The 16,299-nt window shown below is 52.4% G+C and carries 11 protein-coding genes; 5 read left to right on the plus strand and 6 right to left on the minus strand.

All coding sequences use genetic code 11. The features are described 5' to 3' along the window. Window positions 1–531: 531 nt before the first annotated feature. Complete coding sequence (locus ACE41H_RS20020; RefSeq protein ID WP_375357329.1) at window positions 532–2,127, plus strand: methyl-accepting chemotaxis protein; 1,596 nt, start codon at window positions 532–534, stop codon at window positions 2,125–2,127. Between the two features lie 72 nt (window positions 2,128–2,199). Here ACE41H_RS20020 and ACE41H_RS20025 read toward each other — a convergent pair whose 3' ends face one another. The 3 genes from ACE41H_RS20025 to ACE41H_RS20035 form a co-directional block, all read right to left on the minus strand. Then, complete coding sequence (locus ACE41H_RS20025) at window positions 2,200–2,931, minus strand: amino acid ABC transporter ATP-binding protein (RefSeq protein ID WP_375357330.1); 732 nt, start codon at window positions 2,929–2,931, stop codon at window positions 2,200–2,202. Window position 2,932: 1 nt separating this feature from the next. Beyond that, window positions 2,933–3,583 carry an amino acid ABC transporter permease gene (locus ACE41H_RS20030; RefSeq protein WP_375357331.1) on the minus strand — a complete coding sequence of 217 codons (651 nt, stop codon included), beginning with the start codon at window positions 3,581–3,583 and terminating at the stop codon, window positions 2,933–2,935. Between the two features lie 134 nt (window positions 3,584–3,717). After that, window positions 3,718–4,575, minus strand: a complete 858-nt coding sequence (locus ACE41H_RS20035; RefSeq protein WP_375357332.1) for a basic amino acid ABC transporter substrate-binding protein — start codon at window positions 4,573–4,575, stop codon at window positions 3,718–3,720. A gap of 361 nt (window positions 4,576–4,936) precedes the next feature. Between ACE41H_RS20035 and ACE41H_RS20040 the strand changes: the two genes are divergently transcribed. The 3 genes from ACE41H_RS20040 to ACE41H_RS20050 all read left to right on the plus strand — a co-directional run bounded on the left by ACE41H_RS20040 (window position 4,937) and on the right by ACE41H_RS20050 (window position 7,924). Beyond that, entirely contained in the window at window positions 4,937–5,890 is a 954-nt protein-coding gene (locus tag ACE41H_RS20040; RefSeq protein ID WP_375357333.1) for an ATP-dependent DNA ligase, read from the plus strand. A 204-nt stretch (window positions 5,891–6,094) separates the two neighbouring features. Continuing rightward, window positions 6,095–6,868, plus strand: coding sequence for a hypothetical protein (locus ACE41H_RS20045; protein ID WP_375357334.1), 774 nt, complete (start codon window positions 6,095–6,097; stop codon window positions 6,866–6,868). Window positions 6,869–6,976: 108 nt separating this feature from the next. After that, complete coding sequence (locus tag ACE41H_RS20050) at window positions 6,977–7,924, plus strand: helix-turn-helix transcriptional regulator (RefSeq protein ID WP_375357335.1); 948 nt, start codon at window positions 6,977–6,979, stop codon at window positions 7,922–7,924. Window positions 7,925–8,006: 82 nt separating this feature from the next. Here the strand turns inward: ACE41H_RS20050 and ACE41H_RS20055 are convergent, their stop codons facing one another. After that, entirely contained in the window at window positions 8,007–8,939 is a 933-nt protein-coding gene (locus ACE41H_RS20055) for a manganese-dependent inorganic pyrophosphatase (RefSeq protein WP_375357336.1), read from the minus strand. A 349-nt stretch (window positions 8,940–9,288) separates the two neighbouring features. Here ACE41H_RS20055 and ACE41H_RS20060 point away from each other — a divergent pair, with 349 nt between their 5' ends. Continuing rightward, window positions 9,289–13,614 carry a S8 family serine peptidase gene (locus tag ACE41H_RS20060; RefSeq protein WP_375357337.1) on the plus strand — a complete coding sequence of 1,442 codons (4,326 nt, stop codon included), beginning with the start codon at window positions 9,289–9,291 and terminating at the stop codon, window positions 13,612–13,614. A gap of 149 nt (window positions 13,615–13,763) precedes the next feature. Here the strand turns inward: ACE41H_RS20060 and ACE41H_RS20065 are convergent, their stop codons facing one another. Beyond that, window positions 13,764–15,296, minus strand: coding sequence for a sensor histidine kinase (locus ACE41H_RS20065; protein WP_375357338.1), 1,533 nt, complete (start codon window positions 15,294–15,296; stop codon window positions 13,764–13,766). Continuing rightward, window positions 15,293–15,979 (minus strand): response regulator transcription factor, encoded by a 687-nt coding sequence (locus tag ACE41H_RS20070; protein WP_375357339.1) that lies wholly within the window; start codon window positions 15,977–15,979, stop codon window positions 15,293–15,295. Before ACE41H_RS20070 ends, ACE41H_RS20065 begins: the two co-directional genes overlap by 4 nt. Window positions 15,980–16,299 lie beyond the last annotated feature (320 nt).

Raw genomic sequence — 16,299 nt, forward strand, 5'->3', positions numbered from 1 at the left:
TGTACTCGTTGAGGTACGCCTGCAGATGCAATCCATAATCCACGAACATAAGTTCTTTGTTCTATCATACCAAACATATGTTCCTGTTTCAAGCCAAACATCCCATTTGAGCTGCCTCTTTTTTTCTTATCTCTTTTCTCCCGTTTCTCTTTATTCCTTCCCCTAGGCCCCCAAACCTCAACCCCCGCATTCTGATCAAAAGGGATAATCGTGCAAAGCTGTATGGAAAGGCATCAGGCATTAGGCAACGAACACCAGACACCACACCCTATAGACCCCATCTCACTCTGGCTACTAGACTCTGAGGGGGGGCACAATCCTTTCCGTTTTACCCCGTTATATCAGGGCCTGTTTGCCGATTTCTTGCTACGAAAGTTGAGTTAAAGAAAATTACGCTGTAGTGAAAATATTTTCGTAATAATGTAAAATCATGGATTTATCCTCTTCATTTCTCTCCTGATTTTGTCGAAAAACATCATATGATCTGCAAAATCACCACATTTATGCAAACAAAAAGGGGAGAAATGCCTAATGAATTGGTATAAGAATTTAAAGACTGCTACAAAAATCATTACATCCTTTTTAATGGTTTGTTTGATTCTAGGTGCTTACGGAGTGTATTCCGTCAGCAGCCTTAACAACATGAACAACAAAATGACGGAGATGTATAATAACAATTTGATTTCGGTACGAAATCTTTCAGCCGCCGACGGTTCGTTTCAGAGTATTCGCGTCAATGTCCGTGATATCAGCACCGCTCCGACCCAGGCCGAAAAGCAGGAGTTATCAGCCAATCTCGACAAAACGCTTCAGACATTCAATGATAGAGTTGACGCCTACCGTCCGGTTTCGTTTACTCCGGAAGAAAAGGAGCTGCTTGCTCAATTCGATCAGCTTATGGCGGAATACATAAAGTATCTCGAACAGGCCAAATTACTTGCTATGGACGGAGATGCAGCTAGATTCAACGAATTTAAGGACGGAACTCTGAAAGTATCAGGCAATCAGGTGATCAGTACCCTGCAAAAGCTTATCGAAATTAATGTGAGCTACGCACAAGATACTAAAAACCAATCAGACCAGGCCTACCAATCCGCCTTGGTGCTTAGCATCATACTGATTGCGGGATCCATTTTGCTCAGCATTCTGCTCGGTTATCTGGTATCCCGTTCGATTTCCCGGCCGCTGGGCCACATGGTAAGTCTGCTGGAGAGGGTATCCCAAGGGGATCTGACGAGCAAGTCGCCTTTTCAGACCAAAGACGAAGTGGGACTGCTCTCCCAGTCCTTGAACCGGATGATTGAAAGCTATAATGTGCTGATTGGCAGCATAACCAACTCTGCGCAAAATGTCGGGGCTTCCTCCCAGCAAATTGCCGCAAGCAGCGAAGAAATCGCAAGCAGCAGTTCGAACCAGGCTGAATCGGCAGCCTCCATCACAGAACTGTTCAAGGAATTCAGCCAAGCCATCAACTCTGTGGCCAAAAGCGCGGAAGAGGCCGCCGAGCTGTCGAATTCCACTGTCGCCACCGCGCAGCAGGGAGAACATGCTGTGCATAAATCTATGGCAGGTATGCAAGAGGTTAACAAAACCATGCATGATCTCGAGGAAAACTCCGTTAAAATCGGGGATATCATTGAAGTGATCGACGATATTGCCGCACAAACGAATCTGCTCGCCTTAAATGCCGCCATTGAAGCAGCAAGGGCCGGTGACCAGGGCAAAGGCTTTGCCGTTGTTGCAAACGAGGTCCGCAAGCTGGCAGAGCGCAGCAGCCTTGCCACCAAAGAAATTACCGACATCATTAAAACGATGCAGCAGAATACGAAAAAAAGCGCTGGCATTGTTAGCGAGACCGTTTCACAGTCTAATCAAACAGAAGAAGTTTTCCGACATATTATGGAGATGGTCAATCAGTCTTCCCTGAAGGTCAATGAAATTGCCGCCGCTTGTGAAGAACAGGCCGCGCAGGCTTCCGAGGTGATGTTCTCGGTCGAAACGATTGCATCGGCAAGCGAGCAAGTGGCCGCTGCTTCACAGGAAACAGCCGCAACAAGCCAAACCCTGGCTCATCTGGCTGAAAACCTCAATGAATCGGTTGCCGTTTTCCGAACCGCGCAAGGGTAAACTTGACGCATAGTTATTCCCTCATTCGCAAAAAGGCGCCTCAAGGGGCGCCTGTATCAATCAAGTATATTTTCATAAGACCTTGGAAAGAAAGCTCCTCGTACGCTCATGGGACGGTTTTTCAAAAAGCTGTTTTGGATCGCCTTCCTCGACGACAACCCCGCCTTCCATAAACAGTACCCTGTCGCCCACTTCACGCGCGAACCCCATTTCATGCGTCACAATGACCATCGTCATCCCTTCTGCGGCCAGCTCCTTCATGACTCCCAGCACTTCACCTACCATCTCGGGATCAAGCGCCGAAGTCGGTTCGTCAAACAGCATCACCTTCGGTTCCATAGCCAAAGCCCGGGCAATCGCCACGCGCTGCGACTGTCCCCCGGACAGGGAAGCCGGATAAGCATTCGCTTTTTCCGCCAGACCAACCTTGGCAAGCAGCTCCATGCCCTTGGCGCGGGCCTTATCAGGTGTCCATCCGCGTACCCGAATCGGGGCAATCATAATATTGTCGATAACCTTCATATGCGGGAACAGGTTGAAGGACTGGAAGACCATGCCCATTTCCGCACGAATTTCCGTGATTTTCGTAGTCTTGTCCATCAGCGATTTTCCTTCAAACAGGATGTCTCCCTGATTGGGCTCTTCCAAAAGGTTCAAACAGCGTAAAAAGGTTGACTTGCCGGAACCGGACGGGCCGATCACGACCACCACCTCGCTGCGGCTGATCTCCGTGCTGATATCCTTCAGAACGACATGGGCGCCGTAGGCTTTTCCCAAGCCCCGGATCTGTATGACCGGTTCCATATTATTTCATTCTCCTTTCCCAATACTGCAGCAGCTTGCTGAGCGAATATGTCAAAATCAAATAGATAAATGATGCTGTCAAATATGGCTCCCATACCCGCAGATACTGCCCTCTCATGTTGTTGCTGTAATACATCAGCTCTGGAGCTGCAATAAAAGCTACGAGGGATGAATCTTTGATAAGTACAATAAATTCATTGCCGAATGCCGGGATCATGCGTTTGATGGCCTGAGGAAGCACGATATGCCTCATCGCCTGAAGGCGTGTCATGCCGAGCGATAATGCCGCTTCGGTCTGTCCTTTTTCGATGGACTGGATGCCTGCTCTGTAGATTTCCGCCGTATAAGCTGCGGAGTTCAGCGTAAGTGCCAGAATAGCGGCGATAATAGGATCGGTGCGGCCGATTAAAAACGGGATTAACCCGAAGTGGACCATCAAAACCTGCACCAGCAGCGGTGTGCCCCGGAAAAAGTTGATATAGCCGGCCGCCGGGTATCGAATCCAGGCATGCCTGGACATTCTGCCGAACCCGACTGCAAGCCCGAGAATCGCCCCCAGCAGAATTGCAGCCAGAGAAATGCCAATGGTCACGAGCGTTCCTTTTAACAGCAGGGGCAAGTAATATGCAATAATATCAAACCTGAAATCCATCACGGTCTTCCTTTCCCTAATCCAAAAGTGTTCAGCTTCCGCCTTGATGTAAAGAAAGCATGCGACGGGTTCTCCATGCGCATGCTTTCTTTGCAGGGCTCACCCGCCATACGGAGGCGGGTGAACTCCAGGCATTACTGCTTCGTCATCTCGGCTTTCAGATTTGTCAGGTCCGGTTCTTCGCCAAACCACTTTTTATAAATTTCCGCGTATGTTCCGTTATCAACGATGGCTTGAATCGCAGGATCAAGCTTCGCCTTGAGCTCGCTGTTCTTCGGATATGCAATACCGTAGTACTCGGAATCGAAATTTTCAGGATCCGTAATACCTGTCAGCTTGCTGTCCGGGTTGTTTTTGATATATTCGCGCACAATGGCAATATCGGCAACGACGGCATCAACGCCCCCGTTCGCCATTTCCTGCAGCGCAAGCGCGTTGCTGTCAAACTTCTTCAGGCTCGCACTGTTCTGTCCCATAATCTCGGACATCAGAATGTCGGCGGTGGTGCCGTTCTGAACGGCTACCGTTTTGTCCTTCAGGTCAAGCGCATTTTTGATGTCACTGCCCTCTTTAACCAAAATCATATTGGTGGATTCAAAATAAGGCAGGGAAAAATCATAAGTTTCCTTGCGTTCATCCGTAATGGATACGGAGGAAATGCCAGCCTGATATTCAGTTCCCTGCTTTACGCTCTCCAGCATGGTGTCCCAGCCGATATTGCTGACTTCATACTCCATTCCGGCTTCCTTCATCACCGCATCGACAAAGTCGATGTCAAAACCGGTGACTTTGTCCAAATCCATGAATTCCATAGGTGCATAGGAAGCGTCTGTCGCAAATTTCACCACACCGTTTGCCGCAGGCGCTTCAGAGCTCCCGGATGCTTCCGGAGCGAGATCTTTGGCAGGCGGAGCCCCGCAGGCAGCAAGCAGCACGACGACCAACGTCAGCAATGCTGACAAGTAGACCTTTTTCAATGTTAAAACCCCCATTTTTGTTCACTTTAGATACTTGAAATTCTACCAAGAAGTTGGTTGAAGCTCAATAATAAATTCAGATATGTTATTAATCTTCACACTCTGTACGACAACTTCACGTAATTTGCGTTTCTACGCTACTATACTAAAAAAAAATATTAAATACCAGTGGTAAATTTATATTTTTAATATAATTTGTATAGATATGCACAACAAGCGCCGTTTCATTGTCATGTTGTGTGACATATTTAGAGCGAGGCAGAGTGATGTTTTACAAAATAAGGGAGATAGTATGAATGCAAAATGGTAAAAAGCCGCATCCTATAACGTGTTTTCAGATCCTGTTCGTAAAAGGACATAAGTTAAGGAGATACTCATGGAGTTGCAGCCGATTGTTCCCTTCGAGCCGGTCCGGACAGAGCATATTCCTGACGGCCCGGAATGGATTGCCCAGGTGAAATGGGATGGGGTAAGAATGCTGGCCTACTGCAGCCAGGAACAGGTGCGCCTTGTCAACCGGAGACTGAATGACAGAACACTGCAATACCCGGAGCTGCTGCAGCCTTCCGTATATTGCTCCGCCTCCTCCTTCATTCTGGATGGAGAGCTGGTCGCTTTTGACGGGGGGAAGCCTTCTTTTCACGAGATTATGAAAAGGGACAGCCTGCGCAAACAGCAGTCCATCAGGCAGGCGGTCAGCAGAATACCTGTCGTTTATATGGTGTTTGATGTGCTGATGGCCGAGGATCGCTGGGTAACCGCGCTTCCTCTTGCACAGCGTCAGGATTTGCTGCAGGACATCATCAAGCCCGAGCAGCCGCTGGTGCAGATCGTGCAGAGCTTTCCGGATGGAACCGCGCTGTTCAGGGCGGTATCAGAGCAGGGGCTTGAAGGGGTTGTACTGAAACGGACGGACAGCCCCTACCTCATTGATGGCAAAGACAAACGATGGCAGAAGCGGAAAATCAACCGCGATTTATACGCCGTGATCGGTGGGGTAACCTTCCGGGACAAGGTGGTCAACTCTCTGCTGCTGGGGCTGTATACGCCGGAAGGCCAGTTGATGTATATCGGCCACGCCGGCACGGGACAGCTGACCGTCACAGACTGGACCGGCCTGACCGAAAGAGTCAAGCCGCTGGAGCTTGGCACGATCCCCTTTAACGCCAAGCCTCCCTTACTGAGGGAAACGACCTGGATCAGGCCGCAGCTGGTGGTCAAAGTGGCTTTTCTGGAATGGACACCGGGCGGGACCATGCGTCACCCGAGCATCGAAAGCATTGTGGAGCACATATCGCCTGAGGAATGCACAACAGAGCAATTGAAATAGCCGGACCTGATGCCGGTGCCTGCAGGCAGATTGCTTCTTCGTTGACAAATTTGCGACAGCAGGTTATGGTAGAAGCACAATTTTTATTATGCTGTGCGGGTGAAGCACCCCGCAGGACAGGCCATTGCGCCTTTCTTGCGGGGTGCTTTTTTGCGTTCGGCCCGTTGCGCAGCGCAATTTGAATAAAGGAGAGGAAAATCATTGGTGAACAGAGGGATATTGAAAAACTGGAACAGGATGCTGATATTGCTGCTGATTGCAGCATTATATTGGGGAAGCGCCGTCCCTGCTCAGGCCGGCGGCTGGGAAGCCGCACTGGACGGGCTCGATGCCGTATATGATGACGTTACGGAGCTTGAGACGCTGATTCAGTTGGAGAGCAAGCAGACCCAGACCCTGCGGCAGAAGAATAATGAACGTCTGAAGACTCTTAACAAAAATATTCAGGCTACCGATGCGGCATTGCTATCCAGGCTGACTGCTGAAGTCAAGCAGATCGAGCAGAAGCATGCAGCTCTTCTAAGCCAATACTCTTCCCTCACCAAGCAGGCAGCTGCGGCAAGAAAGCAGAAGAACACCAAGACTGCCGCCCTTCTTGATTTGCAGCGCAACAAGCTCAAGCCTTCCTACACCCTGGCCAAGGCGGAGATCAAAGCGAAGAAGGAAACGCTGAGCACAGCCAAGAAGCAGGCGTCGGCCAAGAAAAAGACGCTTAAGGATATGCTCACTTCTGTTACAGCGCTGAAAAAGCAAATTACTGCAGAAAACAAAACGATCGCCACTGCCCGCAAAAGCAAAACCGCTGCCAACAAGAAGTACCGCAGCGCCATTAAAGCAGGCGATGCGGTTACAGCTCTGTCCCAACTGATGGTCGTGTATGACCAGTTGGCCCGCATTCATGCCTCCCTGCAGAAAACTAACAACTGGGAGAATAAGATCACGCAGGGACTGCAGGCCGTAGAGGCGAGGCTCCCTTAAAACAGCATCGGCTTCAGATGAAACGAAAATATATGGAACATCCGGCGGGCATCCTCTAAAATAGCAGTAAATATGTCCGAGACTGCTGCGAAGAAAGGAACAAACCGTGTGAACAAAACAGACCGCATGCTGGCTATCTTGCTTGAGCTGCAGCGCAGAAGCGTAGTACGAGCCGGAGACTTGGCGGATATGTTTGAAACAAGCATCCGCACGATTTACCGCGATGTTCAGGCCCTGAGCGAAGCAGGGGTGCCGATCGCCGGGGCCCCTGGTACGGGATATTCGTTGATGGAGGGATACTTTCTGCCTCCCGTGAGCTTCACCATGGAGGAGGCGGTAACCCTGCTGATCGGAACACACTTTGTCGAACAAAAGTTTGAAGTCTCGTATGTCAGGAGCGCGCAGTCATCCCGGGCCAAGATCGAAGCTGTTCTGCCTGAAGATATCCGTAAGGATGCGGCCCGGGTGCAAATGTCCACAAAACTGGTCAATCCAAGCAGCGTTTCAGTTAACGAATTTGAACTGAAATGGATTGAGCTGCTCAGACAGGCTGTTCTGGAGCAAAAAAAGGTAAGGTTCCGATACTCCAAAAAAGTCCCCTATGCTGACGGCACCCGCCAAAGCAGCCGGACGGTCTCGCCCTATGGTCTGGTGCTTGTCAATGGTTCGTGGACATTACTGGCCCATTGCGATTTGCGACAGGAGCTGCGGCATTTTCGTTTATCCCGCATAAGCGAGCTTACCGTTCTGGAGGAATCATTTGTACGCCCGGAGCATTTTAATCTTCAGGAATATCGGCCGCCGGATGACCGAAATGTTGATGTCCGTATTTTTGTCCAGTCTCGTATAGCAGACAGAGTAAGAGAAACGGGCAGTTTTTATTTAGAGGAGCTTCTTGAGCATAAGGATGGCTACATTGCCCATTTACGTGTCAGGCAGCCCGAGGAAATCCTGCAGTGGGTGCTCGGCTGGGGGGCGGATGTCGTTGTTCTGGAGCCCGAATCGTTCAGGCAGCGTGTGCGTGAAGAAACCAAACGAATGCTGGATCTCTACTGACATAAACGCTGTCAGCAGTGCCTAAAGCCCTCGTCCTGTCGGACAAGGGCTTTTTCTTCGATGCCTTGCTGTTGAAATCCGCTTATTGCGCGTTAAACGTATCGGTCAGCACCGGCACGATCTGCGATTTGCGGGAAACTACACCTTCAAGCACCGCTTTGTTGGTGTCCAGCTTCACGTTATAGGCTTTCTCCACCGCTTGCGCCTGGCTGCCCAGGGCAATGCCTACGGAGTTGCTGTTAATGATGTCTGTAACCACAAACAGGAACAGATCCAGGTTTTTATCAGCAATGGTCTTGTTCAAAGCGGCTTCCAGCTCGGATTGGCGGGACAGCACGTCATTGACATCAACCGCGTTAACCTGCGCGATCTCCACCTTGCGGCCGTTCATATCAAATTCCTTGGCATCCAGACTGATCAGCTGCTCAATAGTATGCTTGCTCAGGTCGGCACCCGCTTTCAGCATGTCGAAGCCGTAGCTATCCGCATCTACACCAGCAATTTCAGCCAGCTCGCGTGCTGCGGCAACGTCCTGCTCCGTGCAGGTCGGGGACTTGAACAGCAGGGAATCCGAAATAATGGCAGACAGCATCAGCCCTGCAATGTCCTTCGGAACCGCGACACCGTTCTCTTTATAAAGCTTGTTCAAAATAGTGGCAGTGCAGCCGACAGGCTCAGCGCGGAAATACAGCGGATGGGCTGTCTCAAAATTCGCGATACGGTGGTGATCGATCACCTCGGTAACACGGACTTTATCGATATCATTGGCGCTCTGCTGGCGCTCGTTATGGTCGACCAAAATTACTTCCTGCGCTTCTTCAGACACGTTCTCCACAAGGCGAGGAGCGCTTACTTTAAAGTAGTCCAGAGCGTATTGTGTCTCTCCGTTCACTCCCCCCAGCCGCACAGCCTCGACGTCGGCTCCCAGCTGTGTCTTCAATGCAGCATAAGCAATCGCTGAAGTAATCGTATCTGTGTCCGGATTTTTGTGCCCGAAAATGAGTGTTTTTGCCATTCCAATCGACTCCTTATTTAAGAGAGTATATTTCAAAGTCAACAATTCCAATGCAGATTATATCATTAATGCTTGCAGCTTTGCCATCCGAAAGCGCATTTTCCTCAAAATATTTCTCTCATCTCCATACCAGGGAGTTCACCGCAAATCTCTATTTCATCCCAAATCTATTAAAAAAATGATAGTAAACCGCCATTTTATATGGTAACATATGGCTCAAAACTACATATCCACCCAGTCACCATGGCTTAAATTCTCAAAAGAAAGGAGGCCAAGCAAAACCCGGCAGACGCTCCAGCTCGATGCAGTTCAAAGAATTATATTTTGAATGAAAAGAGGGGAATCGTTGTTGAAAAAGTATTCTTTCCCACGAAAATTACCAGCCGTTTCGCTCGCATTTATTCTTGCTGCCGGACTTTCTCTTCCATCCACCGGCCTGGCTGCTCCAGTTGACCCTGCACAGACCGGGCTTGAGCTGGATGCTCCGCGTTCAGAGCTGCAGGCCGCTCCGGAACCTGCCTATATTTCACCTGAGCTGGACACCTCATCTTCCAGGAACGTAAATGTTATCGTACAGCTCAGCAGCGAACCAGTCGCTGTCAAAAGATTCGCCGCCCGGGGATTAGGGACCTTCTCCGCCCGTTCCGCCGAATCCTCCATCTCCAGAGAACAGACTTCATGGGTCGAACTCGCCAAACAGCAGGGCATTCCGCTGACCGTCAACTATAAGTACAGTACAGTGCTTAACGGTATGGAAGTTACGGTGCCTGCCGATAAGATCCCCGCCCTGGCCAAACTGCCGGGAGTGAAATCCGTCCATGAGAACAAAACGTATTTCTCCATCCCGGTGGAAGAGCCAGCTGCACTTACAGCGGAAGAGGCTACTTATGATGCCCTCTTTGATGAAGCTCCACTGAAGCAGATCGGTGTACCGGAGGCCTGGGCGCAGGGACTGACGGGTGCAGGCATCAAGGTCGGCGTCATTGATACCGGCATCGATTACAACCATCCCGATCTGAAGGATGCCTACAAAGGCGGCTATGATTCCTTCTATCAGGACAACGATCCCTATGAGGAACCGCCCCTTACGGTGAGTGAGGATCCTTATGGTGCCGGCTTCACGGGAACCTCGCACGGCACGCACGTAGCCGGCACGATTGCCGGACAGGCCCAAAATACCACATCTGACATTGTGCAAAAAGGCATCGCCTACAATGTTGACCTCTATGCTTACAAGGTGCTTGGCCGCAACGGGTCCTCATCCCGGGCTTCCGGCTCCTCGGCCCAGGTCATCGACGGAATTGAGCGGGCCGTCAAGGACGGAATGGACGTGATCAACCTGTCGCTCGGGTCCGATCAGGAGAAGGATCCCAACTCGCCAGATTCCATCGCCATCAACAACGCGGTGCTGTCCGGCGTGGTAGCGGTCATTGCGAACGGTAACGCGGGGGATGCGCCAAACGGCTCCTATTTCTATTCCATGGGATCACCCGCCTCCTCACAGCTGGGGATTTCTGTAGGGGCAGCAACTTCGCCGGGTTATACCTTCACCGCGGCAGCGTCCGTAACAGCGGATACCTACAGCTCGGTCACCGCTTCCACCTATCATGATCATGAGTTCCAGATGATGGGCTGGAGAACAAGCGATGAGGATTTTGCCAGTATTCTCGGCACCAGCCCGCTGGATCTTGTGTATGTGGATCTGGGTCAGGTCGAGGACTATGAAGGCCTTGACGTGGAAGGCAAAGTGGTGCTCATCTCCCGCGGCAATCTGGCCTTCGTGGACAAAATCGCTATTGCCCAGGAGCATGGCGCCAAAGCAGCCATTATCTTCAATGGCAGTACGAGCGGCACAAGCACCGATGAGGCCGACCTGTCCGAGAATGTCCCGAACCGGAATGATTACAGCAATGTGAGCGTTGGGGACAGCCTGGGCTTCGTTCCGACGTTCGATATGAAAGGCAAGGAAGGCCGCGCTCTGGCGCGCAGCATTCTGGCCAGCGGAGGACAGTTCGCATCCGTTACGTTCAGTGACGATTATCCACGGTACGATGTCACCGGGGACACCATTGCTTCATTCAGCTCCCGTGGACCCAACAGCGACGGGCTGCTCGGAATCAAGCCGGACGTGGTTGCTCCGGGTGTGAATATTATGTCCACTTACCCCGAATGGAGCAAATATATTGAAGATGCTTCCTATGAGGAGGCCTATGAACGCAGCAGCGGAACAAGTATGGCTTCCCCGCATGTAGCCGGTTTGGCGGCTCTGCTCGTGCAGGAGCATCCGGATTGGACTCCGTTTGATGTGCGCGCAGCCCTGGCCAATACATCCGATGCTCTGCATGACGGGGATGGCACGCTTTATGACGTCTACTCGCAGGGTGCAGGACGCGTTAATATCGCCAAGGCGATCGAAACCCCTGCCCTGCTGCAGACGGTTGAGCAAATTTCCATACTGAACAAGGATCTGAATTACCAAAATGTCACCAACTATGGCTCCTCTGCAAGCTTCGGCGTTATGCCGGCCGGCAGTGCTGCCAAGCAAATCCAGCTTCAGCTGAAAAACGTGTCCCCAGACAGCGTGAAGTACAATGCCTCCGTTGTGATGCATCCTGACGTAACTTTGGATCTTCGTGATGATAAGGCTGTGCCAACACCGGATGTGAACAACATCAAGGCCGAGCTGCAGGGAATCGACGGAGGATTGGTCTCAGCGGCGGCCGGCAGCACGGAGCCCTTCGTTCTTTCCGTACAGCCAACGGCAGGAGCTGCCGACGGGGTGTATGAAGGCGAGGTCATTTTGGAAAGCGCAGGTCTTCCTACCCTGCATCTGCCATTCTCTGTCCATGTCGGAGACGAGCTGCCAGCTATCGGCTTTGGCCTGCAGGAGATGACCCTGTCGAATCCGGTCATTACTCCTAACAGTGATGGCAAGCAGGATACAACTGACATTTCCTTCCGTCTGACTGCGGGCAATACCGACTACATCGAACTACAGATTTACGGTGTGGATGACCAATTGGTCGGGGTAGTGGACGCAATATCCAGCGATTCGGGCTTTCTGCAGCAGGGGGCCTACCAGTTTAAAGACTTCGACGGTTCCTATGTAGGACTCGATGTGTACGGAAATCTGGAAACAGACGGGAACGGAAACCCGATATACCGTCACCTGACCGATGGAGTCTATAAAATAACACTGCTTGCGCCAAAGCTGGACAAAAACGGAAACTACACCTTCTTTGAAGGGGCTCTGGACGCATACTACGCATCCAAAGCGCTGCGTGTCGATAACACTCCAGCTAACCCTGGTAACCCCGGCAACGGCGGCGGGGGCGGACATGACGATGACGACGATGATGACAAAGGGTCCGGCGGCAGCGGTGGATCTGGAGGTGGGGGCGGAGGCTCCACAACTCCAAGCCCGACACCGGTACCTGCTCAGCCTGCTCCAGTGAGCGCCGGCAGCATTCAGACGGTTGTGCAGCAAGGACAAACCACCCAGGCTGTAGCAGCCTCCGCGATTGTCAGCGGCAATGTGCAGACATTGGCCGTAACCGATACGGACCTGCAAGCTGCCTTGACCGCAGCCGGTCAGACACCGGCAGCCATCGTCATCTCAGCCAACAATCAAGGCACGGCTACAACGAAGCTGACGCTCACTGCCGCACAGATTGCAATTCTGTCGGGCGCAGCCGCAGACAGCAGCCTGATTTTGAACAGTAACGGAGCTTCGCTGGCTCTTCCATTATCCTTGTTAAGCTCCGTGATTTCCGGCGCCAGCCTGGAGCTGATCGTCAGCAGCGAAGCAGAGGCGGCATCTGACTTCACGAACGGCTTTGCCGGGGCTTCGCTCATCGGAACGCCGACAGCGTTTGAAGTCAATGTCCTGTCCAGTTCGACCAGCGAGCCTATTACCGTACCGGCTGGAGTCCGGATTGTCCGCGCCTTCACCGTGCCGGGCGAGCTCAAAGCCAATACGGCCGGCGTATTGTATACCAATAACGGCAAGGTGTATCCTGCCCCTTCCGTCTTCAGCAGCCAGGCAGACGGAACGACCGTCGTGAAAATAAGCCGCCCAGGCTTCTCGACCTACGCAGCGGCTTCCAGAGCAGTGAATTTCAATGATATTTCTTCATCATATGCTCAATCCGAAATTCAATCCCTGGCACGCAAGCTGCTGGTCAACGGCACCTCGGAAACGGCGTTCTCGCCGAAGAAGAACGTCACGCGCGCCGAGTTTGCAGCCATGCTGACACGTGCGCTCGGACTGCAGCCAGCATCAAGCACGCCGTTCTCTGACGTAAGCTCAAGCAACTGGTATGCCAGTGATGTCGGGGCAGCCTACCAGGCCGGATTGATTAGCGGACGGCCGGACGGCACGTTCGATCCGGGCGCCAACATCAGCCGTCAGGAAATGTCGGTTATGCTGGCCAAGACTATCGATCTGCTGAAGATCACTCCTGATGCCCAGGGTTCAGCGCGTACTCCATACGCCGATGCTTCCTCAGCTGCAGCATACGCACAGAGCAGCATTGAGAAAGTAACGGCAGCCGGGCTGATGAACGGCGAAGCAGCAGGAGGCTCTTCCTTCTTCAGACCGCAGGCGCCAACTACGCGTGAGGCAGCGGCCAAAGTGCTTTACCTGCTGTTGCAGGAAGGCGAGCTGATCAACTGACAACCAGGCAGGCAAAAAAAGCTGCAGCGGAGGTTCGCCTCCGGCTGCAGCTTTTTCATTTTCAGCGGGCTGAACATCCTATAATCGCAAGAAAACTTCCGCTTAGCTTTTTTGAAGGTACGTCGATAGACGTTTTTCGTGTGACTGGGTTACATCTTCTCCTCTTGTCCAGGTTGCTGTCCGGGCAAGGGCAGCTTCATGCGAAAGACGCTGCCTTTGCCGGGCTCACTGTCCGCCTCAATCACACCGCCGTGCGCCTCCACAATGGAGTGGGAAATGGCCAGTCCCAGCCCGGCACCGCCGGAGCTGCGTGTGCGGGACGAGTCCCCGCGGAAGAACCGTTCGAAGATGCGCTCCAACTGCTGCTTGTTCATCCCGGCTCCGTTATCACGCACTGACAGCTCGGCTGTGCTGGAACTTGCTGAAAGCGTGACGGCAATGATCCCAAGCTCGGGGTCCGTGTGCTGAACCGCATTATGAAAAAGATTCAGAATCACCTGCTTGAGAGCGTCAGTATCTGCCAGCACATGAACCGCCCCCTTAAGATTAAAGGTCAATTCCCGGTCACCCGCGAGCATTCGGAGCTGGGGCTTCATGGTGAGCAACAGGCGGTCCAGGGACGTGTCTTTCAGCTCCATCTGCGGCTGCCGGTCCATTTTCGCCAGCAGCAGCAGATCCTCCACCAGCTTGTTGATTCGCTTGGATTCCCCGTGCATGCTCTCCAGCGCAGCCTGCAGTTGGGCCGGGTTGGACGCAGCCCCCCGCAGCAGCACCTCCAGAAAACCGTGGATCGACGTCAATGGAGTACGCAATTCATGTGAGGCATCGGCAATAAACCGCCTCATTTGTAGCTGTGCTTCCCTTTCGGCGGCAAAGGCGGCTTCCAGACGGCTGAGCATCCCGTTAAAGGACACCGCCAGCCGGTCAATTTCATACTGCCCCTGATTGGCTTCGAAGCGCTCGGTTAAATTTCCCGCATCCACCCTCTTCACCGCCCTGACCATCTCGGAGAGAGGAACGAGCGTACGCCGCAGCACAGGCAGCATCAAAGCAAGCCCGCCCGCCAGAGCCAGTAAAGCCAATGAGATAAAGATCAGGAGCTGCCTCAGCAGCAGGTCACGCAAGGGACCTATGCGATAACCCATCTGCACCAGATCACCGCCGCTCGCGCGCGGGCCTCTGCTTGTCCGTACAATCACCAGCTGCTCGTTCCCCTGCGCATCCTCTACAAGCCAGTAATCTCTCTTCCTGTGCGGGTTGTCAGTATTATGGCTTGCTTCCTCGTACACTTCCGCCGACAACCGTGGGGACGAAAGACCGTTTTCAGCAGACAGATCCGTAAAAGCGCCATCCTTTCCGATCACGGCAACGGAGGTGTCCGGCATAAACAGAAACCGCGGCCGATCCTGCTGCGGCTTCTGTCCGTCCTTGCCCCTTGCCCCAGGAGCAGCATTCTCCGCTATTGGCCTCCATTTAGCGAACAACTCCATCGGCATCGTACGCAGATGGGCTTCCATCGTGTCCACACGGCTGCGGTACAGGAAATCCTTCATCAATACATATTGGAGAAAGCCGATCAACGCCAGCAGCACAGCCACAATAAGGATCGTTCTCGCCAGCAGCTGTGAGCGCAGGGAACGAAGCGACAGGACGTCCTGCCACTCTTTTTTTCCCCGTATCATGGCAAATCCATCCGATAGCCGACACCGCGCAGTGTCCGGATCAGCTTATGCTCCTTGTCCTGCAGCTTATCGCGCAAAGAGCGGACATAGACCTCCACAATGTTATCTTCCCCGCCAAAATCATAACCCCACACCCGGTCCAATATCCGGGCTTTGCTCAGCACCAGTCCATGATTCAGCACCAGCAGCTTGAGCAGCTCATATTCGGTCGGGGACAGCTCCAGCACACGGTCAGCAAATTTGATTTCCCTGCGCCGGTCATCGATGCAAAACGGTCCGTAGGCCACCTCGCCCAGCAGATCGGGAAACTGGTTGCGCAGCCGTGCTTCGATGCGGGCCAGCAGCTCCTCAAAATTAAACGGCTTGACCAGGTAATCATCAGCGCCCAGCTTAAGCCCTTTCACCCGATCATCGACCTCATCCTTGGCCGTCAGCATGATTACAGCAATATTGTCTCCCGTCTCCTTCAGGCTGCGGCAGACCTCAAAGCCGTTCATTTCCGGCATCATGACGTCCAGCACCGCTACATGAGGCCTGAATTCCCTCGCAGCCTCCAGCGCTTCCTCGCCGTTCGAGACCTTTTTGACCTCAAATCCCTCATTCACCAGCCCAAACTCGAGAAACTGCAATATATGCGGTTCATCATCCGCAATTAATATTTTCACGCCGTTCAGCGCACTCATCCTGCCTTCATCCTTTCAAGCCTGACCGCGTCTAGCGGTAGTTTTCCTTGCAATATCCCGAAGCCATGCTTCGGAATTTATACTTTCGAACATTTAACATACCCCTATTATGCCGCCCTCACCTGAAATTTGGCTGAGAATGACCCGCTCGTCGATCGTGGCAAGACATGTGATACTCGCTGTTCAGGGGCTTTGCACGATTATCCCGTTGGATCAGGTCAAGAAAAACAGAAAACCGGGAACCGAAAATATACTTTTGGCACGTTAGAGTAAATAACGGATCAAATGAGGCACGAAAATGCCTGTTGTTACGCGATTCA

The sequence above is a fragment of the Paenibacillus enshidis genome, assembly GCF_042136365.1.
Classification (GTDB): Bacteria; Bacillota; Bacilli; order Paenibacillales; family Paenibacillaceae; genus Paenibacillus; species Paenibacillus enshidis.